20 protein-coding genes are annotated in these 23222 nt (G+C 45.5%); 12 read left to right on the top strand and 8 right to left on the bottom strand.

What is annotated here, in order from left to right:
* Positions 1–78: 78 nt before the first annotated feature.
* The 6 genes from B2W60_RS01210 to B2W60_RS01185 all read left to right on the top strand — a co-directional run bounded on the left by B2W60_RS01210 (position 79) and on the right by B2W60_RS01185 (position 7668).
* On the top strand, positions 79–1128 hold the full coding sequence (locus B2W60_RS01210; RefSeq protein WP_292361909.1) for a response regulator: 1050 nt from the start codon (positions 79–81) through the stop codon (positions 1126–1128).
* Positions 1097–4627 carry a transporter substrate-binding domain-containing protein gene (locus B2W60_RS01205; protein WP_292361908.1) on the top strand — a complete coding sequence of 1177 codons (3531 nt, stop codon included), beginning with the start codon at positions 1097–1099 and terminating at the stop codon, positions 4625–4627. The genes B2W60_RS01210 and B2W60_RS01205 overlap by 32 nt, the downstream gene beginning before the upstream one ends.
* Positions 4628–4699: 72 nt before the next feature.
* Complete coding sequence (gene msrB / locus B2W60_RS01200; RefSeq protein ID WP_292361907.1) at positions 4700–5095, top strand: peptide-methionine (R)-S-oxide reductase MsrB; 396 nt, start codon at positions 4700–4702, stop codon at positions 5093–5095.
* Complete coding sequence (locus B2W60_RS01195) at positions 5082–5351, top strand: GIY-YIG nuclease family protein (RefSeq protein ID WP_292361906.1); 270 nt, start codon at positions 5082–5084, stop codon at positions 5349–5351. Before msrB ends, B2W60_RS01195 begins: the two co-directional genes overlap by 14 nt.
* 54 nt (positions 5352–5405) lie before the next feature.
* Positions 5406–7004 (top strand): ABC-F family ATPase, encoded by a 1599-nt coding sequence (locus B2W60_RS01190; protein WP_292361905.1) that lies wholly within the window; start codon positions 5406–5408, stop codon positions 7002–7004.
* A gap of 100 nt (positions 7005–7104) precedes the next feature.
* Positions 7105–7668, top strand: a complete 564-nt coding sequence (locus B2W60_RS01185; protein WP_292361904.1) for a YSC84-related protein — start codon at positions 7105–7107, stop codon at positions 7666–7668.
* Between the two features lie 5 nt (positions 7669–7673).
* Here the strand turns inward: B2W60_RS01185 and B2W60_RS01180 are convergent, their stop codons facing one another.
* Entirely contained in the window at positions 7674–7883 is a 210-nt protein-coding gene (locus tag B2W60_RS01180; protein ID WP_292361903.1) for a dodecin, read from the bottom strand.
* A 12-nt stretch (positions 7884–7895) separates the two neighbouring features.
* Positions 7896–8714, bottom strand: a complete 819-nt coding sequence (locus B2W60_RS01175; RefSeq protein ID WP_292361902.1) for a formate/nitrite transporter family protein — start codon at positions 8712–8714, stop codon at positions 7896–7898.
* A 242-nt stretch (positions 8715–8956) separates the two neighbouring features.
* On the opposite strand from B2W60_RS01175, the gene B2W60_RS01170 reads away from it, so the two are divergent.
* The 5 genes from B2W60_RS01170 (at position 8957) to B2W60_RS01150 (ending at position 14513) form a co-directional block, all read left to right on the top strand.
* Positions 8957–10756 (top strand): DEAD/DEAH box helicase, encoded by a 1800-nt coding sequence (locus B2W60_RS01170; RefSeq protein WP_292361901.1) that lies wholly within the window; start codon positions 8957–8959, stop codon positions 10754–10756.
* A 73-nt stretch (positions 10757–10829) separates the two neighbouring features.
* Positions 10830–12059: a nucleoside recognition domain-containing protein gene (locus B2W60_RS01165; protein WP_292361900.1), complete on the top strand. Its 1230-nt coding sequence runs from the start codon at positions 10830–10832 to the stop codon at positions 12057–12059.
* 707 nt (positions 12060–12766) lie between these two features.
* Positions 12767–13417, top strand: coding sequence for a 2OG-Fe(II) oxygenase (locus tag B2W60_RS01160; protein WP_292361899.1), 651 nt, complete (start codon positions 12767–12769; stop codon positions 13415–13417).
* Positions 13414–13962 carry a peptide deformylase gene (gene def, locus B2W60_RS01155; protein ID WP_292361898.1) on the top strand — a complete coding sequence of 183 codons (549 nt, stop codon included), beginning with the start codon at positions 13414–13416 and terminating at the stop codon, positions 13960–13962. The genes B2W60_RS01160 and def overlap by 4 nt, the downstream gene beginning before the upstream one ends.
* Positions 13962–14513, top strand: coding sequence for a pyridoxamine 5'-phosphate oxidase family protein (locus B2W60_RS01150; RefSeq protein ID WP_292361897.1), 552 nt, complete (start codon positions 13962–13964; stop codon positions 14511–14513). The genes def and B2W60_RS01150 overlap by 1 nt, the downstream gene beginning before the upstream one ends.
* 11 nt (positions 14514–14524) lie before the next feature.
* On the opposite strand, the gene B2W60_RS01145 is transcribed toward B2W60_RS01150, so the two are convergent.
* The 4 genes from B2W60_RS01145 to B2W60_RS01130 all read right to left on the bottom strand — a co-directional run bounded on the left by B2W60_RS01145 (position 14525) and on the right by B2W60_RS01130 (position 20581).
* A complete protein-coding gene (locus B2W60_RS01145; RefSeq protein ID WP_292361896.1) occupies positions 14525–15577 on the bottom strand; it encodes a DUF3549 family protein in 1053 nt (350 codons plus the stop codon).
* A gap of 13 nt (positions 15578–15590) precedes the next feature.
* The gene (gene argJ / locus B2W60_RS01140; RefSeq protein ID WP_292361895.1) at positions 15591–16817 is read right to left on the bottom strand and encodes a bifunctional glutamate N-acetyltransferase/amino-acid acetyltransferase ArgJ; all 1227 of its coding nucleotides are present in this window, start codon (positions 16815–16817) and stop codon (positions 15591–15593) included.
* Positions 16817–19522, bottom strand: coding sequence for a preprotein translocase subunit SecA (secA, locus tag B2W60_RS01135; protein WP_292361894.1), 2706 nt, complete (start codon positions 19520–19522; stop codon positions 16817–16819). Before secA ends, argJ begins: the two co-directional genes overlap by 1 nt.
* A 138-nt stretch (positions 19523–19660) precedes the next feature.
* Complete coding sequence (locus tag B2W60_RS01130) at positions 19661–20581, bottom strand: M23 family metallopeptidase (protein WP_292361893.1); 921 nt, start codon at positions 20579–20581, stop codon at positions 19661–19663.
* A gap of 25 nt (positions 20582–20606) precedes the next feature.
* Between B2W60_RS01130 and B2W60_RS01125 the strand changes: the two genes are divergently transcribed.
* Positions 20607–21059 (top strand): DUF721 domain-containing protein, encoded by a 453-nt coding sequence (locus B2W60_RS01125; RefSeq protein WP_292361892.1) that lies wholly within the window; start codon positions 20607–20609, stop codon positions 21057–21059.
* Here the strand turns inward: B2W60_RS01125 and lpxC are convergent.
* Both lpxC and ftsZ read right to left on the bottom strand, forming a co-directional pair.
* Positions 21056–21973, bottom strand: a complete 918-nt coding sequence (lpxC, locus tag B2W60_RS01120) for a UDP-3-O-acyl-N-acetylglucosamine deacetylase (protein WP_226071202.1) — start codon at positions 21971–21973, stop codon at positions 21056–21058. The two genes, B2W60_RS01125 and lpxC, sit on opposite strands and share 4 nt — an antisense overlap.
* A gap of 71 nt (positions 21974–22044) precedes the next feature.
* On the bottom strand, positions 22045–23202 hold the full coding sequence (gene ftsZ / locus B2W60_RS01115) for a cell division protein FtsZ (RefSeq protein WP_292361891.1): 1158 nt from the start codon (positions 23200–23202) through the stop codon (positions 22045–22047).
* Positions 23203–23222: the final 20 nt, after the last annotated feature.

Below are 23222 nucleotides of genomic sequence, written 5' to 3'. Positions count from 1 at the left end.
GTTACTGTTATTTTCAGTAGATACCATTTGCAGTCACTAACTGATTGTCGCAAGAGTATCTATATACAAGGAATCGCGATGGATAATAACGCCAATGTTTTAATCGTCGATGACGTCCCTGACAATATTCAGGTGGCCATGAATTTTCTTAAGGAAGAGCCCTATAATCTTTCTTTTGCCACTCGCGGTCCAGAAGCACTCGCTTTGATGCGAACGCATGAATATGACCTGATTCTGCTTGATATCATGATGCCGGAAATGGATGGCTACGAGGTTTGCCGACGTATAAAGGCAGAACCCCGGCTTCAGGATATCCCCATTATCTTTGTCACGGCCAAAGTTGATGTCGACTCTATCAGTCAGGGCTTTCAGGCCGGAGCAGTGGATTACCTGTGTAAACCGTTTCACGCCGAAGAGCTGCTGGCCAGAGTCAACACCCATCTCACGTTATATCGTGCTAAAAAACTGCTGCAGCAAAACAATCTGTCTCTGCAGCAAAAATACGAATTAAATCAGCAACGGTTAATGACCGAACTGGAACAAAACCAGCTGGAAATGATTTACGTATTAACCGAACTGATGGAATCGACTTCCGATGAAACTGGCAAACATATCCGCCGGGTTGCCGAATGCTCCAGATTACTGGCGTTGTATCACGAAAGTCTGACCGATGAGGATGCCGATATTCTGTTTCATGCCGCACCGATGCATGATATTGGCAAAATCACCATTCCCCATTCCATATTGCATAAACCGGGCAAACTCACTGAAGACGAATTTGCCATTATGAAAACCCACACCACCCGAGCCTATAAAATTCTTGATAATTCAAAACGTAAATACACCAAAGCTGCCGCCATCATCGCTCACCAACACCATGAGAAATGGGATGGATCCGGTTATCCTCAGGGTTTAAAAGGTCAGGACATACATATTTATGGCCGAATTGTTGGGTTGATTGATGTCTTTGATGCTTTGTTACACAAGCGGGTTTATAAAGATGCCTGGCCATTAGATGCCACCATTGATTACATCAGGACACATAGCAGTAGCCAGTTTGATCCCTATCTGGTGAACCTGCTAATGGAACACATTGATGAATTTGTTGCGATTGCCGATCAAAACTAACTGGTTGCTATTGCTTGCTCTGCTGTTCATCAGTTGCCGCTTGTCGGCACTGACTTTCACCGAAGAAGAACAGGCATGGATAGCTGACAACCCAGAAATCCAACTCGGCGCAGACTTCAGTTGGGCACCTTATGATTTTCTGAATGACCAAGGCGAACATGATGGCATAGCGGCTGATGTATTGAAGCTTGTCAGTGAAAAAAGTGGCCTGAAAATTACCGTTCAGCCAGATGTATGGGCTAACACCATGGAAAAAATGCGTGCCGGCGAGTTAATGGGATTGAGCTGCGCAGCCGCTACCGAGGCAAGACAGGAGTTTCTCTTCTTTTCAAAACCCTATGTCAGTCTTTCACTGGGCATTATTGTCCAGAAGCAGCGCGATGATATTCAATCAATGGATGATTTGATTGGGCTTAAAGTCGCTGTAAATAAAGACTCCTATCTGCATAACTGGCTGAAAATCCATTACCCGGACTTGGCGCTGGTGTTGACTGACTCAAACGATGATTCGCTGGAAGCGGTTTCCTTTTCCAGAGCCGATGCCTATATCGGTAATATCGCAGTGGCAACCAACGTAATCAAACAACGTTATCTTTCCAATCTCAAAGTGGTCGCCAAAGTGCCCAATCTGACCACCGACACATCTGTTGCCATTGATAAACGTTATCCGCTGCTACACAGCATTATTGAAAAATCGTTATCGGCAATTACCGCGGCCGAAAAACAGCAGATCATTGATAAATGGTATGCCGTTGTCAGTGATAGCAGTGCATTTGAAGTATTGCCGTTTGAGCAGAGTCGACTCGAATTAACCGACAACGAACAGCAATGGATAAAAGATAACCCGATTGTCAGAATCGGTGTAGACCCTTATTGGCCACCTTTTGATTTTATAGACAAAAATGGTGAGCACAGTGGTATCAGCGCTGATTATTTTCAACTTATCAGCAAGCAAACGGGTCTGCAGTTTCAACTTGAACCCAATGCGGACTGGCAATCTGTCATTGAAGCGGCACAAAACCGTGAAATAGATCTTATTGTGGCTCTTTCACGTAATACATTTCGTGAAACATTTCTCGACATGTCCATTCCGTATCTGGATTACCCACTGGCCATGGCCACAACGAAATTCGGTCATCTCAGCAGTCTGAGTGAATTCAACAATAAACCTGTCGGCGTGGTAAAAGGCTATTTTGCCGAGTCGATTTTACTGGCCTACTATCCGGAAATTGACATCATCTATGTACCCTCTGTGCGTGATGGACTGGCGATGTTGGCGGCGGAAGAGATTGATGGTTATTTTGACATTCTTCCCACCATCACCTACAACGCCAGCCAGTCGGGTTTGACTCATCTGAATACCAGTATTGTCCGGGAGTACTCCTCAGCCTTACATGTAGGTATAGTCAAGGATCAGCCCGAACTTTTATCGATAATCAATAAAGCGATCACAGCCATCACAGAAGATGAAAAACGAGCCATCGACCAACGCTGGATGTCGGTTAATACGATTGAACGCACCAATTACACACTACTGATACAGGTCGCATCTGTCCTGCTGATTTTCCTGCTTGCCACTATCTACTGGAACCGTCGCTTACGTACTGAAGTCAATAAACGGCTTATTTCCGAACAGCAGCTCCGGGAAAGTGAAACCCAGCTATTTCATCTGATTAATGTGATGCCGATGAGCCTCATGGTAACGTCGGCCTTAGATGGCAGTATTCTGCTGGCGAACAAGTATTGTCATAAAGAACTGGGTTTTACCGCCGATCAGCAGAAAACATTAAAAGTTCAGGATTTTTATGCTGATATTTCTCAACGCGATGATGTACAGGCAAAACTTGCTTCTGCAGGCGAAATCAATGGTGAAATGGTCAACATAAGAAGCCGGAATGGTCAGCTTATTCAGGGCCTGTTTTCAATCATTTCCATTCAGTATCAGGGCAAACCGGCTTTTCTCGGCTTTTATCTTAATATGGATGAACGAATTGCGCTGGAAAATTCACTGAAAGAGGCCAAGAGCCATGCAGAAGCAGCAAATCTGGCCAAATCGCAATTTCTCGCCAATATGAGTCATGAAATCCGAACCCCGATGAATGCTATTCTGGGGTTTACCGAGCTGCTGGACGAACAGGTCACCGAACCCAGACTCAAATCCTTTATTAAAACCATTCGCAGTGCGGGCAATACACTGTTGCTGCTGATCAACGATATTCTTGATTTATCGAAAATTGAAGCCGGCAAACTGATTCTGAATAAAACGGCGACTGATCCACACCAGTTGTTTGATGAGATAGCCAATATGTTTATTCTGCAAATCCGTAATAAGGATTTAGCCTTGCATTTAGATATTGACCCACAGTTGCCTCACGGCCTGCTACTGGATGCCACCCGTCTCAGACAAGTCCTGTTCAATTTAATCAGCAATGCCGTCAAATTCACTGAGACAGGACATGTTCGTATTCATGTGCACGCCGATAATGTCGATGATCATCTGAGTAAGCTGGATTTACATATACGGGTTGAAGATACCGGGATTGGTATTCCCGAAGCTGAGATTGAACATATTTTTGAAATATTCGCCCAGCAATCTGGTCAGGATGTTCGTAAATATGGTGGTACGGGCCTTGGTTTATCAATCACCCGCCGATTGATAGAAATGATGGGGGGGCAAATCCATCTGCAGAGTAACAGCGGTGAAGGTTCGGTATTCAGTATTGACTTGCCCGGGATCGATATTGCCGCCATGGCCAGTGACAAACTCCGGCAACAGGCTTTGGCATTTGATGCCAGTCGCATACGTTTTGAGCCGGCGCATATGCTGATCGTCGATGACGTCGAACATAACCGTGAGTTGATTCGACAACACTTTATCAACAGTAACATTCAGACCAGTGAAGCTGAAAATGGCCAGCAGGCCGTTGAGTTTGTTGAAAATAATTCAGTGGACCTGGTGTTGATGGATATCCGAATGCCCGTGATGGATGGCTATGAAGCTGCCCAGAAAATAAAGGGCTTTAGTCCCGATCTACCTGTAGTCGCACTGACTGCTTCGGTAATGAAAGATGCCTACGAACAGGATAAACTGGAGCATTTTGATGCCTACTTGCGTAAACCGGTTTTACGCAATGAGCTGTTTCATGCCTTAAGTGTATTTCTAGATTACCAGACAATGGAAGTTGAAGTGACCGCAACAGCTCAGCAGAATTGGTCACAGTTAAACAAGCAGCAACTGATGTCCCTGTTGAAGCATTTTCAAACTGATATTGATGAAATCTGGCGTATGGCCACAAAAAGTAACAGCATGACTGATATTAAGCATTTTGCCCACGCAATTGCCAGACTGGCAGGTAGTTACCAGATTGACACTCTGGATCGCTATGCCAGCCAGTTACTGGAACGCATTGATGCGTTTGATATCGAAGGCATGCAGATATTGCTAAAACAATTCCCTTCAATGTGTTCCGACATACAACAGGTGATACGGGCCACTTGATCCACCAGACAGGTATGAATTGTTTGGCGATTTTTTATACAATGCCACAACGTTGTAATTAAGAAGAGCAAGATGAACTCCGATTTAAAAACGGATGCACAGTGGCGCCAGCAACTTAGTGACGAGCAATATCGGGTTACCCGGCAGGCTGGCACAGAGCCGCCTTTTTCAGGTGAATATGTCAATCACGATGAAACCGGACGTTATCACTGTATCTGCTGTGGCCAGGCCTTATTTGCTTCAGATGCCAAGTTTGATGCCGGTTGTGGTTGGCCAAGTTTTTCATCACAGCTGGAGCATGGTGTAGTCACTCATCATCCGGATTACAGTCATAATATGGATCGTACCGAGGTACGCTGTCAGCAATGTGAAGCCCATTTGGGTCATGTATTTGACGATGGCCCGGCTCCGACCGGCCTGCGCTATTGCATTAATTCAGTGGCCCTCGATTTTCATGACCAGGACTGAATGGACGCTCTACATTATTCAAGCGGCGAATGGTCATTTATATACCGGCATAACCACAGACCTGGAACGACGTTTAAAACAACATCAGAACCATAAAGGCGGCGCCCGTTTTTTCCATACCAGTGATGCACAGAAAGTAGTGTATCAGGAGCAGCATCCCGATCGCAGCAGTGCAAGCCGTCGGGAAGCAGTAATCAAAAAACTCAGCAGACAACAAAAACTGAACCTTATCGGCAAGCCATCAGACCATGTATAATGGCGGGTTTTTTCAGCACGTCTGAATTTCTCCTTTAGATACAGGATTTTAACCTTGTTAAGCACTGCTAACATCACCATGCAATTCGGGGCCAAGCCCCTGTTCGAAAATGTCTCCGTTAAATTCGGTGGCGGCAATCGTTATGGCCTGATTGGCGCAAATGGTTGTGGTAAATCGACTTTTATGAAAATTCTGGCCGGGGTGCAAGAGCCTACCTCGGGTAATGTGAGTTACGATCCTAATGAGTCTTATGCGGTATTAAAACAGGATCAGTTTGCGTACGAAGATCAACGTGTTATTGACGTTGTGATTATGGGACAACCTGAGTTATGGGATGTGCATCGTGAGCGCGATCGGATTTATAACCTGCCGGAAATGAGTGAAGAAGATGGCCTGAAAGTCGCAGAACTGGAAGGTCAATACGCCGAGATGGACGGTTATACCGCCGAATCCCGTGCGGGTGAATTACTGTTAGGTGTCGGCATTCCGGTAGAACAGCATTATGGTCCGATGAGTGAAATTGCACCCGGCTGGAAGCTGCGTATCCTGTTGGCTCAGGTACTGTTCGCTGATCCCGATATCATGCTGCTCGATGAGCCGACCAACCATCTGGACATCAATACCATCCGCTGGCTGGAAGAGGTATTAAGCCAGCGCAGCAGCACCATGATCATCATTTCGCATGATCGACACTTCCTCAATCGCATCTGTACGCATATGGCGGATATGGATTATGGCGAATTACGTATTTATCCGGGCAATTATGATGAGTACATGATCGCTTCCACCCAGGCGCGCGAACGTCTGCAATCAGACAATGCGAAGAAAAAAGCACAGATCAAAGAGCTACAGGAATTCGTATCACGATTCTCTGCCAATGCGTCCAAAGCAAAACAGGCAACTTCCCGTCAAAAACAAATGGAAAAAATTCAGCTGGATGACATTAAACCTTCCAGCCGGGTGAATCCGTTTATTCGTTTTAATCAGGAAAAGAAACTGTTTCGTAATGCATTGGAAGTCAGCAAACTGACACAAGGTTACGATAACGAAAAACCGCTGTTTGAAAATTTTAGTTTTATGGCTGAAGTAGGCGAAAAGATTGCTGTTATCGGTCCTAACGGTATTGGTAAAACCACTTTTGTGAAAACGCTGGTTGGTGAACTGGCGCCAAAATCCGGTCATGTAAAATGGTCTGAAAATGCCAATATCGGTTATTACGCTCAGGATCATGATCATCTGTTTAAGAGTAATATGACCTTGTTCGAGTGGATGTCGCAATGGGGCAGCCCGGAAGATGATGAACAGGTTATCCGTGGCACTTTGGGTCGTCTGCTATTCTCTGGTCATATGATTGATAAAAAGGTCAATGTGCTGTCAGGTGGTGAAAAAGGCCGCATGCTGTTTGGCAAACTGATTCTGCAAAAACCCAATATCCTGGTGATGGATGAACCGACCAACCATATGGATATGGAATCTATTGAATCACTTAACCTGGCATTGGAAAACTACGAAGGTACCTTAATTTTTGTCTCCCATGATCGTGAGTTTGTCTCCTCTCTGGCAACCCGCATATTTGATATGGAAAATGAAGGTATCACCGACTTTACCGGTACCTATGATGAGTATCTGAAAAGTCTGGGGATCAATAACTAAGCGGCATGGTCAGTACGTTTTATTATGTACTGACCATCTTCCATCCCTCCAGTCAGCGTGCTATGTTGAAGCCTCAATAACGAAGTTGAGGATTTACATCATGTTAAACCGAATTTCGACTTATCTTCCTGTTCTGTCAGCAATGATTTTTGCCTTTTCTTTACTGACGCTTTCTACACAATCCTTTTCCGCCTCAGCCGCCGAAATTGATATTAAAGTGGATGAAGCCCTGAAACGGTTTCAAACAGAAGTTTCCGGTGGTGATCGTTTTCTTGAAAAAGCTTCCGGGGTATTGGTTTTGCCCGATATCATCAAAGCCGGTTTTGGTATCGGTGGTGAATATGGTGAAGGTGCGTTACGCATCAGTGGTAGCACTGTGGATTACTACAATACTGCGGCTGCATCCATCGGCTTTCAGTTAGGTGCTCAGCAAAAAACCGTGATTCTGGTGTTTATGAATGATGAGGCATTACAGCAGTTTCGCGATAGTGATGGGTGGAAAGCCGGAGTAGATGGTTCTGTGGCTGTTGTCGAATGGGGAGTAGGTGAGGATATCAATACCACTGATATTAAAGATCCCATCGTCGGGTTTGTGTTCAGCAATAAAGGCCTGATGTATAACTTGACGCTCGAAGGCGCCAAGTTTACCAAGCTGAATAAATAGGGGATTTAATCCTCTATTCGAAAACCTATTTTGATAGTGACCTGCCAGTAGCGTACACCGCCATTTTCAATATAGCCGCGGGTGTCGGTCACCTCAAACCAATGTAGATTCTTCACTGTTTCAGCCGCTTTAGCGATTGCATTTTCAATCGCTTTATCCGAACTATCGGCTGAGCTGCCGGTGATTTCAATATGCTTATAAACATGTTCAGTCATGCTGTTTTCCTTTTATTTACGTAAATAGATAAACCAGTAAAACAAGCCTACAAATACACTCCCTCCCAGCATATTGCCTAAGGTCACCGGGATCAAGTTATGCCAGAAAAATCCCCCTATGGTCAGTTGCTCAGAGACAGCTAAAGTCGTCCCGATTTCAGTTTGTGCCAATAAGCCTGCAGGAATAAAAAACATATTGGCAACACTGTGTTCAAAACCTAAAGCGACAAATGCAGTAATTGGAAAGATCACTGCCAGAACCTTATCAGTCACGCTGCGGCCTGCCATACATAACCAGACGGCCAGACAAACAAGAATATTGCACAACACTCCTCGACTGAACGCTTCCATCCAGCTCATATTCACTTTACTGTCAGCAATTGCCACCACCTTCTGCCCAAGCGCCCCATCACCCTGCCACCATAAACCACTGAAATACATCAGCAGTAAAATTCCTAAAGCGCCAATGAAATTGCCAAGATAAACCATTACCCAGTTGTAAATCAGTTGTCTTATGCTAATCAGACCATCAATACAGGCCATGACCAATAAGTTATTACCTGTAAATAATTCTGCCCCGGCCACCACCACCAGAATTAATCCCAAGCAAAATGCCAGACCACCAATTAATCGCATCAAACCCGCTGGCATATTGCCAACGTCATAAGTCACCAGTGTAAAGAACGCCGCCCCAAGCGCGATAAATGCACCTGCCAGTAATGCCAACGCAAAGACTCTCAACGGATCCACAGTGCATTTGCTCATACTGATTTTTTCCAGGCGGCGAGCTATTTCTGCCGGGGTATACGCATCAACTGAAAAAGGATCCATAGTATTTTTCTCTATCTTAAAAAACCGGTTAGCTGATAATCACATAGATCAGGTATAAGCACCATGGCAAGCCTGAGCTGCTTATCCATCATCGTCTCTGCATGATGGTGCTCAAGAGTAAATAAGCACTAATTAAATGAATGATTTTGCTATCTTTTCATAGTTCAGGCACGTATAATTGCACGCTCGCAAATGTCACTTTTACAGCTTTGTTTCCAAAGCTGCCCATCACAGGTTATTCAATGTCCACACCAGAAAACGATTCAACACCCTCATTCGCTGAGTTAGGGTTAGCTGCTCCAATTTTACAAGCTGTACAACAAGCAGGTTATGAAACCCCTTCGCCTATTCAGGCGCAAAGTATTCCGCCTTTACTTGCCGGTAGAGATCTACTAGGCCAGGCCCAGACCGGTACAGGTAAAACGGCTGCTTTTGCTTTACCGCTGTTAAGTCGGCTGGATGTTAAAAATAAATCCACCCAGATGTTGGTGTTAGCACCGACTCGTGAATTGGCTATACAGGTTTCAGAAGCGATCCAAAGTTATGCCCGTCACCTGAAAGATTTCCATATTCTGCCGATTTATGGCGGTCAAAGCATGGGCATTCAATTACGCTCATTACAACGTAAACCACAAGTTGTTGTCGGTACCCCGGGTCGTATTCTGGATCATATTCGTCGTGGCACATTGAAGCTGGATAAACTTGAAGCATTAGTGCTTGATGAAGCGGATGAAATGCTGCGTATGGGCTTTATTGATGATGTCGAAACCATTCTTAAAGAAACCCCTGAAAATCGTCAGGTCGCTTTATTTTCAGCAACCATGCCGGGCCCAATTCATCGTGTCGCACAGAAATATTTGAAAGATCCGGTGGATGTTCGCATTCAATCCAAAACGTCAACCGTCACCACCATTAACCAGCGTTACTGGCAAGTCACCGGTATGCATAAGCTGGATGCGTTAACCCGTATTCTGGAAGTCGAAGACTTTGACGGCATGATCATCTTTGTCCGCACCAAAAACGCGACAGTTGAACTGGCTGAGAAACTTGAAGCCCGGGGATATTCAGCCGCTGCCATCAACGGTGATATGAATCAGGCCCTGCGTGAAAAAACCATTGAACGCATGAAAAAAGGCAGTATTGATATTCTGATTGCTACTGATGTAGCTGCACGTGGGCTTGATATTGAACGTATGAGCCATGTGGTCAACTACGATATCCCTTACGATACCGAATCCTATGTGCATCGTATCGGCCGTACCGGCCGTGCCGGTCGTAAAGGTGAGGCCATTCTGTTTGTCTCCCCACGCGAAACACGAATGTTAAGTGCCATTGAAAAAGCGACACGCCAGGTCATTACCAAAATGCAATTACCGAGCAGCGAAGATATTGCTGATCGTCGTGTATTGCAGTTTATGGAACAACTCAGTGAAACCATTGAGTCTCAGGAACTGGCTTATTTCGAGACGCTGATCAGCCAATATCAACAGGAACATAATGCGGATCCGATTGAAATCGCTGCAGCACTGGCCTTTTTAGTGCAGAAAGATCGTCCGTTGAAGCCGGTTAAACATGTCACGCAACGCCCTGCACGTGAAGAACGGGAACGTGGACCTCGTCAGGAGCGCGGTGAAAGACCTTCCAGAGGCGAACGTCCACCACGTGAAAAACGTGCACCACGCGCGCACCCTAATGAGCCGGATATGGATACCTACCGCGTTGAAGTAGGTCGTGCAGATAATATCGAACCACGCAATCTGGTCGGCGCGATTGCCAATGAATCAGGCATTGACAGTCAGTTTATCGGTCGTATTACTATTAATGATGATCATAGTTTGATTGATTTGCCACAAGGCATGCCAAAAGATATGTTCCAACAAATACGTAAAGTATGGGTCAACAATAAACAGCTGAACATGAGTCTGGCAACAGAGGAAGCAGTAGCTGAAAGTTTAGCGGCCCGTCCATCACGCCGGAATTTCAGCAAAGATCGTAAAGATGGACCTCGTAGCAAACCTGGTAAGAAATTTAAGAAAAGCTAACTGGTCAATACATCAATAACTAAAAGTCACTGGCAACAGTGACTTTTTTTTTGAGCATGCCACAATAGCCCCCATGCTGAATATTATCTGGATTGCCTTTTTTCTGATTGCCTTTGCAGTAGCTTTATTTAAGTTACTGGTGTTGGGTGACACAGAAATTTTTAACCAGATCATGCAGGCGCTGTTTGCACTTTCTAAAACCGCTTTTGAAATTGCCATTGGTTTAACCGGCATTCTGGCCTTATGGCTGGGGATTATGAAAATTGGTGAACGCAGTGGATTTGTCGAGTTATTAACCCGTGGGTTATCGCCCCTTTTCACTCGTTTAATGCCTGAAGTACCAAAGAATCATCCCGCGCTGGGGGCGATGGTGATGAATATATCAGCCAATGCACTGGGCCTCGATAATGCAGCAACCCCGTTGGGTATTAAAGCGATGCAGGAACTGCAAAAGCTTAATCCGTTAAAAGATACCGCCAGTAACGCCCAGATTCTGTTTCTGGTCATTAACACTTCTGCCGTCACCTTGTTCCCGGTCACCATTTTTACCTATCGTGCACAGATGGGCGCCGCTAATCCGACAGACGTTTTTATCCCGTTACTTATCGCCACCTATTTTTCAACCTTGATAGGTTTAATCACTGTCGCCGCGGTACAGAAAATCAATCTGCTGGATCGCATCGTGCTGATGTACCTGGGTGGTTTCAGTGCTTTTGTGTTCGGTTTACTGGCTTATTTTGCCAGTCTGGAACAACAACAAATGCTGGTGCAATCCGCTATTGTCAGTAATGTAGTGATTTTTTCATTAGTAATCGCCTTTATTGTGGCAGCTGCCTGGCAACGGGTAAATGCCTATGAGGCCTTTATTGATGGTGCCAAAGAAGGTTTTTCAACGGCGGTAATGATTATTCCTTATCTGGTTGCCATGTTAGTTGCCATTGGGGTTTTTCGTGCCAGCGGTGCACTTGAATTAATCGCTAGCGGTGTTCGTGCCGGAGTGCTCGCTGCAGGACTGGATGATCGTTTTGTCGATGCCCTGCCCACCGCCCTGATGAAACCATTCAGTGGCAGTGGGGCCCGGGCCATGATGATCGATACCATGGAAGTGCATGGAGCGGATTCGTTTGCCGGACGTTTGGCCTCCATTGTTCAGGGCAGCACTGAAACAACATTTTATGTTCTCGCAGTGTATTTTGGTGCCGTAGGGATTAAGAAAATCCGCCATGCTATTGCTTGCGGCCTTGCGGCGGATGTTGCTGGAATAACTGCAGCGATAATTATTGCTTACTGGTTTTTTGGTTAACCCATGAAAACTGATAACCCTAGGGCTTGTTGATCTTTCATATCCGCCTCTGTTGTGAGCTGAAAAAGCGTCAATCAAGGCACGAGGAACGCTTTTTGTGAGATACATCCATGTATCTCACCCCTTTGGGGCTTGCGCTCAAAAACGTTTATCTCCATGGATGGAGTGTATGCAAAAGCAATGTCTGGAACATTGCTTGTCCTGACGTTTTTGTAGTTATTCTAAATAAGTGACGAGCAACACAGACCGGCGCGCGCCTCCCTGGCGCGCCGGCATACCGTCCATCCATGGACATAAGTGGCGCTTTTTCAGACACAACCCGAAGGGCTGGGACTATTTTTGCGGCCGCCTGCGTTGTATGAAATACATCCCTGTATTTCACCGCTGCGCAGCCCGCTAAGCTGTTCAAATGAGTTCCAGACTCATTTGTCAATCGCTTATGTAGGAGGGCTACACGGCGTGATTTCCGCCTTGTCAGACACAAAAAAAGCCTCCAGCAGTGGTGGAGATGAAAGATCAACAAGCCCTAGCGACCGCTTTTAATAAAAGTTTGTTCACATGGTATGTGTCCGTGAAGTTTAGGTAAATCCGCGTGCCGATAAAAAAATAAATCGCCCTACAACCGTAAATTCTGCTACATTCTATCGCCCTTTCAAGGGCTTAGCTTTGTTCTTCATCAACAACAAAGCCACTTTTTCATCTGGAGAATGACTTTATTGAACACTCAATCGGTTGTTGATTATGCCGTATTCGATCTGATTGCCGATGCCTTAACCACCCATGGTTACTGCATCCTGCCACAGTTGTTGCCTCCAGCATTGACTCACAATTTATACCGGCGCGTATCCCGTCTTGACGAACATAATGACTTGTTGCTTGCTGGTATAGGTCGTGAACAAAAACATCAATTGAATGAAAATATTCGTAGTGATGAAACCCGTTGGCTGGATCCGGCTAACAGCATTGACCAGGCTTATCTTTCCCATATGGCTGACTTCCGACTGGCGATGAATCAACGTTTGTTTCTCGGCCTGTTTGATTACGAAGCGCATTATGCACATTATCCTACTGGGGCATTCTACAAACGGCATGTGGATGCATTTAAAGGTCAGTCAAATCGTATATTAACGACAGTGATGTACTTAAACCCGTTCTGGCAGGCTCAGGACGGCGGTCAATTGCAGATCTATGACATTAATAATGATAGTCTGATTACCTCAGTTGAACCCGAAATGGGCACCTTTGTGGTTTTTCTAAGTGAGCAGTTTCCGCATGAAGTTTTGTCCGCCAGGCGGGATCGTTACAGTATTGCAGGGTGGTTCCGGGTTCAGGATCCATTGCAGGCACCATTAATATGAAAACAGACTTTGACATTCTGGAATTGGGGCAATCCGATTTACGTCGTATCGCCGAACCTGTCACCGATATACAATCTACGGTATTTCAGCAAAAGATTGATGCATTAATTGAATTTGTGAAACAGCGTGGTGGTATGGGAATTGCCGCGACTCAAGTCGGTATTAACCAACGATTTTTTATTATGTCGAGCCATCCCAATGATCGTTATCCCTATGCACCGGATATGCCTGCAACCAGTGTTATTAATCCTGAAATTGTCTGGCATTCCGACGCTATGGAAAAAGACTGGGAAGGTTGTTTGAGTGTCCCCGGATTACGTGCCCTTGTTCCGCGTTATCAGCAGATAAAAGTTCGCTATCTGTTGCGTAATGGTGAGTTGGTTGAAACGGAATATCATGATTTTATGGCCAGACTGTTTCAGCATGAACTGGATCATCTTGATGGCAAAGTGTTTGTTGATCGAGTGGAAAGCAGCTTGGATATGATGACCGAATCCAGCTGGCGCTCCATGCTGACACAACAATCCGGAGACAATGACAAGTAATGGCACAGCAATTTACAGCTTTATCGGACCGCTTGATTGAATTCATTCATAAACAACATCTGTTTTTTGTGGCAACAGCAACAGCTGACAGTCGGGTTAATGTCTCCCCCAAAGGCATGGATTCGTTGAGAGTATTAAACAGCAACCGCGTGGCCTGGCTCAACGTGACTGGCAGTGGCAATGAAACTGCTGCACATATTGAAGAAATTCCGCGTATGACCATTATGTTTTGTGCATTTGAAGGAAAGCCTTTAATTCTGAGACTCTATGGACAGGCTCAGGCTATACATCATCATGACCCCGAATGGAAAAGCCATTATGCCTTGTTTGATCCGCTGCCCGGAGCCAGACAAATCTTTATTCTGGATATTGATCTGGTACAAACCTCTTGTGGCATGGCTGTACCCTATTTGGATTATGTCGGTGAACGCGAATTGCTGAATAACTGGGCTGAACGCAAAGGTGAAACCGGTATAAAAGACTATTGGCGGGAAAAAAATCAATTCACTGTGGATGGACTTGAAACCAATATTGTAAATAAGAATCTTTAGTCTGCTTGCCCCTAATGGCCGAACATTTCACCCACCGATTTTGCCAGAGATTCCGAACGTTTCGGATTACGCAGTGCCTGCATCACCGGTTCACGCATACCGGGAATGAATAACAGATCGGCCAATAACTGACTGAAGCCGGGTTGACCGGCATCATTGAGGGCGAGTTGCTCAAGATACAACGCACAGATTGCCGGTTTGGCCACTGCCAGCCAGATTCGCCCCGAAATTATTGCCAGGACTTCAATTTCCTTACTGCAGCGATGTTTCAGTACCTGGGTTACCATTCGCTCAACTAATCCACGCGCGGGGCTGTTTGATGCTGCCCGCAAGCAGGAAATAATCCTGGCCGTATCGGGTTGTTTTTCTTGTAATTGAATATCAACCTGCTGAGCCAGCACTTCTATTACCCCTGCAGCAGGACAGGCATGTTCCAGTAACACACAGAGATTATGAAATGGTTCTTCTGGCAGTTTTGGCAGCGTTTGAATTAAACCTAAAGTACCTTCATTAGTATCCAGTCTGATGGCAAAATCTGCCAATCCCTGCATGGCAAGTCCAGGCCATTTATCCAGTGGCAGATCACCAGTGAAATACCGATAGGCGGTATCATAATATTTCGATGGTGCTAACTTTAAAGTATAAGTAGCCTGGGCATTGAAAGCGGCCATTCGATCCTGGCGTGGTTTGAAGGTGTAGGGGCTATCGCGCAAAGCACCCTGAATTTTTTCACCATCTGCTGCAGCCAGCATGGCTTCACCCAGTCTTTCTAACAACATCAGCAGGAACGCATCACGGGCATCTGGAACCAACAGCCCCTGTTCATCCAATGGAAATTGCAGAAACCAGACATACTGCTTTTCCGCCATTTCAGGATGCCAGAAAATGATCCCCATTTGAGCTAAACGTTTGAAAGGATAAGGGTAGGGGCGCTGACAATTATCAAAACTGACAAACTGCTCAGGCGTTAATTTGCAGACCCTGCGCCCCATATCAAATACCCGGTATTGAGCACCACTCTGACGTAGAAACTTGCTCAGCGTATTGATCTGTCCAATATCCATATGCTGCTCCGTATCAGGTACGGTATTCGGCGTTGATTTTCACGTAATCGTAAGAAAAATCACAAGTCCAGACTGTTTTAGCGGCATCACCTCTACCGAGTTTAACCTGGATAGTTATTTCTGATTGAGACATTACCTGCTGACCTTTTTCTTCAGTATAGTCAGATGCGGGTTGTCCACCATCGACAATACAAACGGTATCCAGATATATTGCAATTTTTGATAAATCCAGATTAGGTAAACCACTACGGCCCACTGCCGCCAGAATACGTCCCCAGTTTGGATCTGAGGCAAATAATGCGGTTTTTACCAGTGGTGAATGGGCAATCGTATAGGCAACCTGCTGACATTCATCTACATCCGCACCCTGCTGCACATCAATACTGATAAATTTGGTTGCCCCTTCGCCATCCCGCACAATCGCTTGTGCCAGAAACCGACTTAATTCATTCAAAGCGGTTAAAAACTGTTGAGCATCAGCGGCGTTAATATCATCTATTAAAGGGTTAGCCGCCTGACCGGTGGCCATCAAAATACAGGCATCATTGGTCGACGTATCCCCATCCACCGTGATGCTGTTAAATGACTGTTCCATCGATATTTCAAGCATTGCTTGCAACACAGATGTGCTTATTGCCGCATCAGTGGCGATGTAGGACAGCATAGTGGCCATATCAGGCCGAATCATACCGGAACCTTTTGCAATGCCTGTCAGGGTGATTTGCTGTCCATTTAAAGACAGTTCTACACTACGGGCTTTAGGGATAGTATCGGTAGTCATAATGGCATGTGCAGCATTTAACCAGTTATCAGCCTGTAACTGGTTAAATGCTTCCGGTAATACACTGGTAATTTTATCCACCGGTAATGGTTGTCCAATTACGCCGGTAGAAAAAGGCAATACGGTCTTAGCGTCACACTGGCCAATCTTAGCCACCGCCTCACAACATGCTTTTGCAGCAACTAACCCTGCATCACCGGTTCCAGCATTGGCATTTCCCGAATTTATCAACAGAAAGCGGGTTGTTGATTGGGTTTGATGTTGCCGGGCAACCAATACTGGTGCAGCACAAAATGCATTGCGAGTGTACACCCCGGCTGTGTGACTACCTGGAGCCAGTTCAATTAATACCACATCTTGACGGCCAGGCTTTTTAATACCGGCACTGGCGGTGGCAAGGCGGATACCCTTAACCGGTTTTAATTCAGCAGCAATCGGAGCAGATAGATTGACTGCCATTATTTAATGGCGCCGTGGCAATTTTTAAACTTCTTGCCACTGCCACATGGGCACGGATCGTTACGGCCAACTTTCTTGCCATCACGTGTTAACGGTTGATTGGCTGTAGGGTGTTCGCTCTCTGCTTCAGCCGATGCACTTTCATGCTGATACTCTACATCCGCTGATTGACGACGTTGTTCGTCAACTGCAGCAATATCTTCAGGGGCACGCACTTTGACACGTGAAATCAAGCTGATAACTTCGTGTTTTAAGGTATCAAGCATTGCCGTGAATAACTGGAAAGCTTCCCGTTTGTATTCCTGTTTTGGATCTTTTTGTGCGTAACCACGCAGGTTAATACCCTGGCGAAGATAATCCATTTGTGCCAGATGTTCTTTCCATTGTGTATCCAGTGTTTGCAACATAATGGCTTTTTCAAAATGTCGCATCAGTTCAGCACCGACCGTAGCTTCCTTAGCCTGACAAGCTGCTTCAGCTTCATCAATAATACGTTCACGCAAGGTTTCTTCGTGCAGGTTATCATCGGCTTCAAGCCAGCCACTGATATCCAGATCCAGGGCAAAATCATCACGCAATGCCTGTTCCAGACCACTGATATTCCACTGTTCGTCGATACTGTTTGGTGGGATATAAAGACTGATAACGTCGTTAACAACACCTCTGCGCATGGAAACAATGGTTTCAGACACATCTTCCGCTGCCATTAATTCATTGCGCTGCTCGTAAATCACCTTACGCTGATCGTTGGCAACATCATCAAACTGCAGTAACTGCTTGCGAATATCAAAGTTATGTCCTTCGACTTTGCGTTGCGCATTCTCGATTGCTCTGCTGACCCATGGATGCTCGATGGCCTCACCTTCTTCCATACCCAGTTTCTGCATCAGCCCTGACATGCGTTCCGAAGCAAAAATTCGCATCAGATTATCTTCCAGAGACAGATAGAAACGGGTTGAACCGGGATCACCCTGACGACCCGAACGGCCGCGCAGCTGGTTATCAATGCGACGTGATTCATGACGCTCTGTACCGATAATATGCAAACCGCCAGCTTGTAACACTAAGTCATGACGTTGCTGCCAATCGGCTTTCACTCTGGCTTTTGCTGCGTCATCAGCATTTTCGTCTAATTTATCCAGCTCAGCATCCAAGCTGCCGCCCAAAACAATATCCGTACCACGGCCAGCCATATTGGTGGCGATAGTTACGGAACCGGGTTTACCTGCTTCAGCTATGATATGCGCCTCTTTTTCATGGAATTTGGCGTTCAGCACTTCATGCGGAATTTTGGCTTTGGTCAGTAATTTATCCAGATATTCTGAACTTTCAATCGAAGCCGTACCCACCAGCACCGGTTGTTTACGTTTTATACATTCCTGAATGTCCAACAAAATTGCATCAAATTTTTCTTTGGCTGTCAGGTAAATACGATCCGCTTCATCTTTACGTTGCATTGGCCGATGTGTCGGGATGACGACAACTTCCAGCCCATAAATCGATTGTAATTCGTATGCTTCCGTATCAGCGGTACCGGTCATACCGGATAATTTTTTATACAGACGGAAATAATTCTGAAAGGTTATTGATGCAAGCGTTTGATTCTCATTTTGAATCTTCACACCCTCTTTGGCTTCGATGGCTTGATGTAAACCTTCAGACCAACGACGGCCCGGCATGGTACGCCCGGTAAATTCATCGACGATTACAATCTGATCGTCCTGCACAATGTACTCAACATCCCGATGAAACAATACATGCGCTCGCAATGCCGCTGTAACATGGTGCATAAGTCCGATATTTGCCGCATCGTATAAGCTGGCATCTTCATCGAGCAGACCGGCATCGGTCAGTAATTGCTCAATTTTTTCATGACCGGCCTCAGTGAAATGAACCTGTTTGTTCTTTTCATCGACGGTGTAGTCACCGGGTACGGTAATATCCTCTTCTTCACCTTCCTGTTTCGTCAGATTTGGGATGAGTGAATTGATCTGTACATACCGTTCAGAGCTATCCTCGGCAGGACCAGATATGATCAGGGGCGTCCGTGCTTCGTCAATAAGAATGGAGTCGACTTCATCGATAACCGCAAAATTCAGGGGGCGTTGCACGCGGTCTTCAAGCCGAAAGGCCATATTATCGCGCAGATAATCAAAGCCAAACTCGTTATTGGTGCCGTAGGTAATATCCGCAGCATAGGCTTCACGACGTTCATCACCACTTAATCCGCTGACAATGACACCCGTTGTTAATCCCAGGAAACCATATAGCTTACTCATCCAGGCTGAGTCACGTTTCGCCAGATAATCGTTGACGGTAATTACGTGAACACCTTCACCAGTTAACGCATTGAGATAAACAGCCAGGGTTGCAACCAGTGTTTTACCTTCACCGGTTTTCATTTCAGCAACTTTGCCATCATTGAGCACCATACCGCCAATCAGCTGCACATCAAAGTGGCGCATTTCCATTACCCGCTTGCCGGCTTCACGTACGACAGCGAAAGCTTCAACCAGAATATCTTCCAGTGTCTGGCCATCTGCGAGTCGTTGTTTGAATTCTGTGGTTTTGGCTTTTAAGGCAGCATCATCAAGTTTTTCGTATTCGCTTTCCAAATCATTGATAAGGCCAACTTGTTTCTGCAGTTTTTTGATTACACGATCGTTACGACTGCCGAAAACCTTACTGAAAAACTTGCCTACCATGACTGAAACTACCTGTTGAATTGTGCCGAATTGACGACGGTTTGATTAATCGCGTGATTATAACGCGTACTGTTAAGAAGATCGAAAGACCTGCCACACTTTTTTAAGTGGTGACATTTTTTTCAATTGCAAGAAGCGTTATTCGATGTAGTTAAATGGATTGACTGATTTACCGTCTCTTAGCACTTCGAAATGAACATGCGGACCGGTTGAGCGGCCGGTTGAACCCATCAATGCGATAACATCACCCTTGCTGACGCGGTCACCCGTATTGACTTCCAGTGATTTGTTATGGGCGTAACGGGTTACATATCCATTGCCGTGATCGATTTCCACCAATCCGCCATAACCTCCCCGCATACCAGCCCAACTGACAATACCATCAGCAACAGAGATTACTGCGCTACCCGTTTTACCGGCAAAATCTATTCCATCATGAAAAGCTTTTTTGCCATTAAAAGGGTCCACACGATAGCCATAAAAAGACGATATCCATCCATCCTGAACAGGTCTGCCAGTTGGAATCGCACCAGTAATATTATCGTTTGTGATCAAATAATCCTGTAAAGCAGTCAGGGTATCCTGTTGATTGGCAAAGTCTTGAGAAAGCTTTACCAGGCTTTCTTCAAATTCAGCGTTGGACAACCAGTCACCGGATTTTTCAATACCCCCGATACCTGGTGAAAACTCCAAATCAAAATCGCTTAGTTCGAAACCGGCAATTTCAGCCAGGCGTTGGCTGAGCATTTTTAGTCGGATTGCTTCTGCCTGTAAGCCACCTAGCTGCTGTGCATAAAAACCTTGAATTTCTTCATTGGCAGTAGTGTCATCACTAATGGAATGAGGTGCGGTTTGGGGAGAAAGTAATTGTGCCGTAGGGAAAAACTTTGAATCTTCTGTCGTTGTCAGCGCCGTCTTTTCTTCAATATAATTCATTGCTGTGACAGTGATAGCAATGGTCATGGATAAAAGAAACATCGCTAATAACATCAAACTCGCTCGGCTTAAATGCCAATGCTTATGGCCGGTATTGTCGGCGGATATTATGATAATCTGCATACTTATCCTCGTCCCGGATTGAGACATGTCAAATAAACCGCTTCATTTCGCCACTGTTTGCCAAACAAATCAGCATTTACAGCAAATGTCGAAGCGCGCTCAGAAATTAACCCAGCTTAACAGTATTCTGCAAGAAATTTTACCCTCACAGTTCGTAGGGCATTGCCAGCTGGCGAATATGACAGATAACAAAATCATTATTCACACTGAAAATGCGGCAATTGCAAGCCTGTTACGTTTTCATTCCGCAACTATTTGTAAAACGTTTTCCAGTCAGTTGAAGGTTCAGATTCAACGAGCTGAAATCAAGGTAAAACCAAACTACCAGCCAGCACGGCCAGCCAAATCAAATATGATTGATATCTCTAATAACAACGCAGCGCTGATTGCTCAGACCGCCGCCGGAATGGACGATGGTCAGCTCAAAACAGCGCTGCATAAACTCGCTAAACGAGGTAAAACGTCTGATGATTCCTAACTTACAATTGACGCAGCAGGTCGACTGAAAACAATCGGAGCATCTGCATCCTCTTCAAATGTAACCAGTTCCCAGCAATCTTCCTGGGCGATAAGTTTACGTAACAAACGATTGTTTACTTCATGGCCTGATTTATGGCCAACAAACGCACCGATCAAACTGTGGCCAAGTAAATACAAATCGCCGATGGCATCAAGCACTTTATGACGCACAAATTCATCTTCGTAACGCAGACCATCTTCATTCAACACCCGGAAATCATCGACCACAATGGCATTATCCATGCTGCCACCCAGCGCCAGATTCATTTCCCGCAATTTTTCGATATCTTTCATAAATCCAAAGGTTCTGGCTCGACTGACTTCACGAACAAATGATGTGGAGGAGAAATCAACATCAACCTGTTGTGGTCTGCCAGTAAATGCAGGATGTTCAAAATCGATAGTAAAAGAGACTTTGAACCCCTCAAATGGCTCAAATTTAGCCCACTTATCCCCATCTTCCAGTAATACCGGTTTTTTAATACGAATAAATTGCTTGGCAACTGACTGTTCTTCAATACCCGCAGACTGCACCAGAAATACAAATGGGCCGGCACTGCCGTCCATGATGGGTACTTCAGCTGCATTCAGATCAATATAAGCGTTATCGATACCCAGCCCGGCAAAGGCTGACAACAAATGTTCCACTGTTGAAACCCGCTGACCATTTTGAATCAATGTGGTTGACAGGGCAGTCTCACCCACATTTTCAGCTTTGGCCTCAATTTCAACAACCGGGTCCAGATCGACTCGTCGGAAAATAATGCCAGTATTAGGGGCAGCCGGACGCAATGTTAAATAAACCATTTCACCGCTGTGTAATCCTACACCTGTGGCACGAATCACATTTTTCAATGTTCGCTGCTTAATCAAGGTGCTTTACCCCCTTCTAGTTTAATCATCCGACAATAATATCATAGGCTTATATTACTCGACCATCTACGTTAGTCAGCTTGTCTGCGTAAGAAGGCTGGAATGTCTAAATAATCCATATTGACATCACCATTAGCCGCTTGTTTGTGCTCATTATTCCGACCATTTCGTAAAACAGTTGGTTCATCATAATCAATATCAATCGGTTTCTTGACAATTTCAATTTGCGGCGAAGCAGTTGTTTCAACCGGTTTTACTGCCGCTGCTCTGGCAGCGCCTAAACCAGTCGCCACAACTGTGACACGTAATTCATCTGTCATTTCCGGATCAATTACGGTACCCACAACTACTGTGGCGTCTTCTGATGCGAATTCTTTAATGGTATTACCCACTTCTTCGAATTCACCGATACTCATATCAAGACCTGCAGTAATGTTTACCAGTACTCCACGGGCACCAGCCAAATCGACATCTTCCAATAAAGGACTGGAAACGGCCAGTCTGGCGGCTTCTGATGCACGGTTTTCACCTGAAGCACGACCGGTACCCATCATTGCCATTCCCATTTCGGACATAACTGTGCGTACGTCAGCAAAGTCGACGTTGATCATACCTTCGCGGGTAATCAGTTCAGCAATACCCTGAACAGCGCCCAGCAGTACATCATTGGCTGATTTAAAAGCATTAAGCAGGCTCATTTCCTTACCCAACACTTTCAGCAGTTTTTCATTTGGAATTGTAATCAGTGAATCTACATGCTGACTTAGCTCTTCGATGCCAGCTGTAGCGACTTTCAGTCTTTTGCCACCTTCAAATGGGAAGGGCTTAGTCACCACGGCAACCGTTAATATGCCCATTTCTTTAGCCACCTGAGCGACTACTGGAGCAGCACCGGTACCCGTTCCACCACCCATGCCGGCAGTAATAAAGACCATATCTGCGCCGCGGATCACATCCATAATGCGTTCACGATCTTCCAATGCGGCCTGACGACCAACATCCGGATTGGCACCCGCACCAAGCCCCTTGGTGATATCAGTACCTAATTGTAAATGCGTAGTGGCATTACTTTTACGTAACGCCTGAGCATCGGTATTGGCACAAATAAAATCCACACCTTCAATTTTATTGGCCACCATGTGTTCCAAAGCGTTACCGCCACCGCCACCGACACCGATGACTTTGATAACCGCATTTGCTGTATATGTATCAATCAATTCAAATGTCATGATTTTCTCCCCTCTTCATT

The sequence above is a fragment of the Methylophaga sp. UBA2496 genome (assembly GCF_002341635.1).
Classification (GTDB): domain Bacteria; phylum Pseudomonadota; class Gammaproteobacteria; order Nitrosococcales; family Methylophagaceae; genus Methylophaga.
The sequence above is the reverse complement of the archived record's forward strand: the minus strand, read 5'-3'. Positions and strand labels throughout refer to the sequence as shown.

Excerpts from the sequence above, each read along its gene's own strand:
- B2W60_RS01165 (WP_292361900.1), top strand. The coding sequence starts at position 10,830 with ATGCTGAATATTATCTGGATTGCCTTTTTTCTGATTGCCTTTGCAGTA.
- ftsZ (WP_292361891.1), bottom strand. The coding sequence starts at position 23,202 with ATGACATTTGAATTGATTGATACATATACAGCAAATGCGGTTATCAAA.
- argJ (WP_292361895.1), bottom strand. The coding sequence starts at position 16,817 with ATGGCAGTCAATCTATCTGCTCCGATTGCTGCTGAATTAAAACCGGTT.
- B2W60_RS01195 (WP_292361906.1), top strand. The coding sequence starts at position 5,082 with ATGACCAGGACTGAATGGACGCTCTACATTATTCAAGCGGCGAATGGT.
- B2W60_RS01175 (WP_292361902.1), bottom strand. The coding sequence starts at position 8,714 with ATGGATCCTTTTTCAGTTGATGCGTATACCCCGGCAGAAATAGCTCGC.
- B2W60_RS01210 (WP_292361909.1), top strand. The coding sequence starts at position 79 with ATGGATAATAACGCCAATGTTTTAATCGTCGATGACGTCCCTGACAAT.
- B2W60_RS01130 (WP_292361893.1), bottom strand. The coding sequence starts at position 20,581 with ATGCAGATTATCATAATATCCGCCGACAATACCGGCCATAAGCATTGG.
- B2W60_RS01170 (WP_292361901.1), top strand. The coding sequence starts at position 8,957 with ATGTCCACACCAGAAAACGATTCAACACCCTCATTCGCTGAGTTAGGG.
- B2W60_RS01160 (WP_292361899.1), top strand. The coding sequence starts at position 12,767 with ATGACTTTATTGAACACTCAATCGGTTGTTGATTATGCCGTATTCGAT.
- B2W60_RS01180 (WP_292361903.1), bottom strand. The coding sequence starts at position 7,883 with ATGACTGAACATGTTTATAAGCATATTGAAATCACCGGCAGCTCAGCC.
- B2W60_RS01185 (WP_292361904.1), top strand. The coding sequence starts at position 7,105 with ATGTTAAACCGAATTTCGACTTATCTTCCTGTTCTGTCAGCAATGATT.
- def (WP_292361898.1), top strand. The coding sequence starts at position 13,414 with ATGAAAACAGACTTTGACATTCTGGAATTGGGGCAATCCGATTTACGT.
- B2W60_RS01145 (WP_292361896.1), bottom strand. The coding sequence starts at position 15,577 with ATGGATATTGGACAGATCAATACGCTGAGCAAGTTTCTACGTCAGAGT.
- secA (WP_292361894.1), bottom strand. The coding sequence starts at position 19,522 with ATGGTAGGCAAGTTTTTCAGTAAGGTTTTCGGCAGTCGTAACGATCGT.
- B2W60_RS01150 (WP_292361897.1), top strand. The coding sequence starts at position 13,962 with ATGGCACAGCAATTTACAGCTTTATCGGACCGCTTGATTGAATTCATT.
- B2W60_RS01205 (WP_292361908.1), top strand. The coding sequence starts at position 1,097 with ATGAATTTGTTGCGATTGCCGATCAAAACTAACTGGTTGCTATTGCTT.
- msrB (WP_292361907.1), top strand. The coding sequence starts at position 4,700 with ATGAACTCCGATTTAAAAACGGATGCACAGTGGCGCCAGCAACTTAGT.
- B2W60_RS01125 (WP_292361892.1), top strand. The coding sequence starts at position 20,607 with ATGTCAAATAAACCGCTTCATTTCGCCACTGTTTGCCAAACAAATCAG.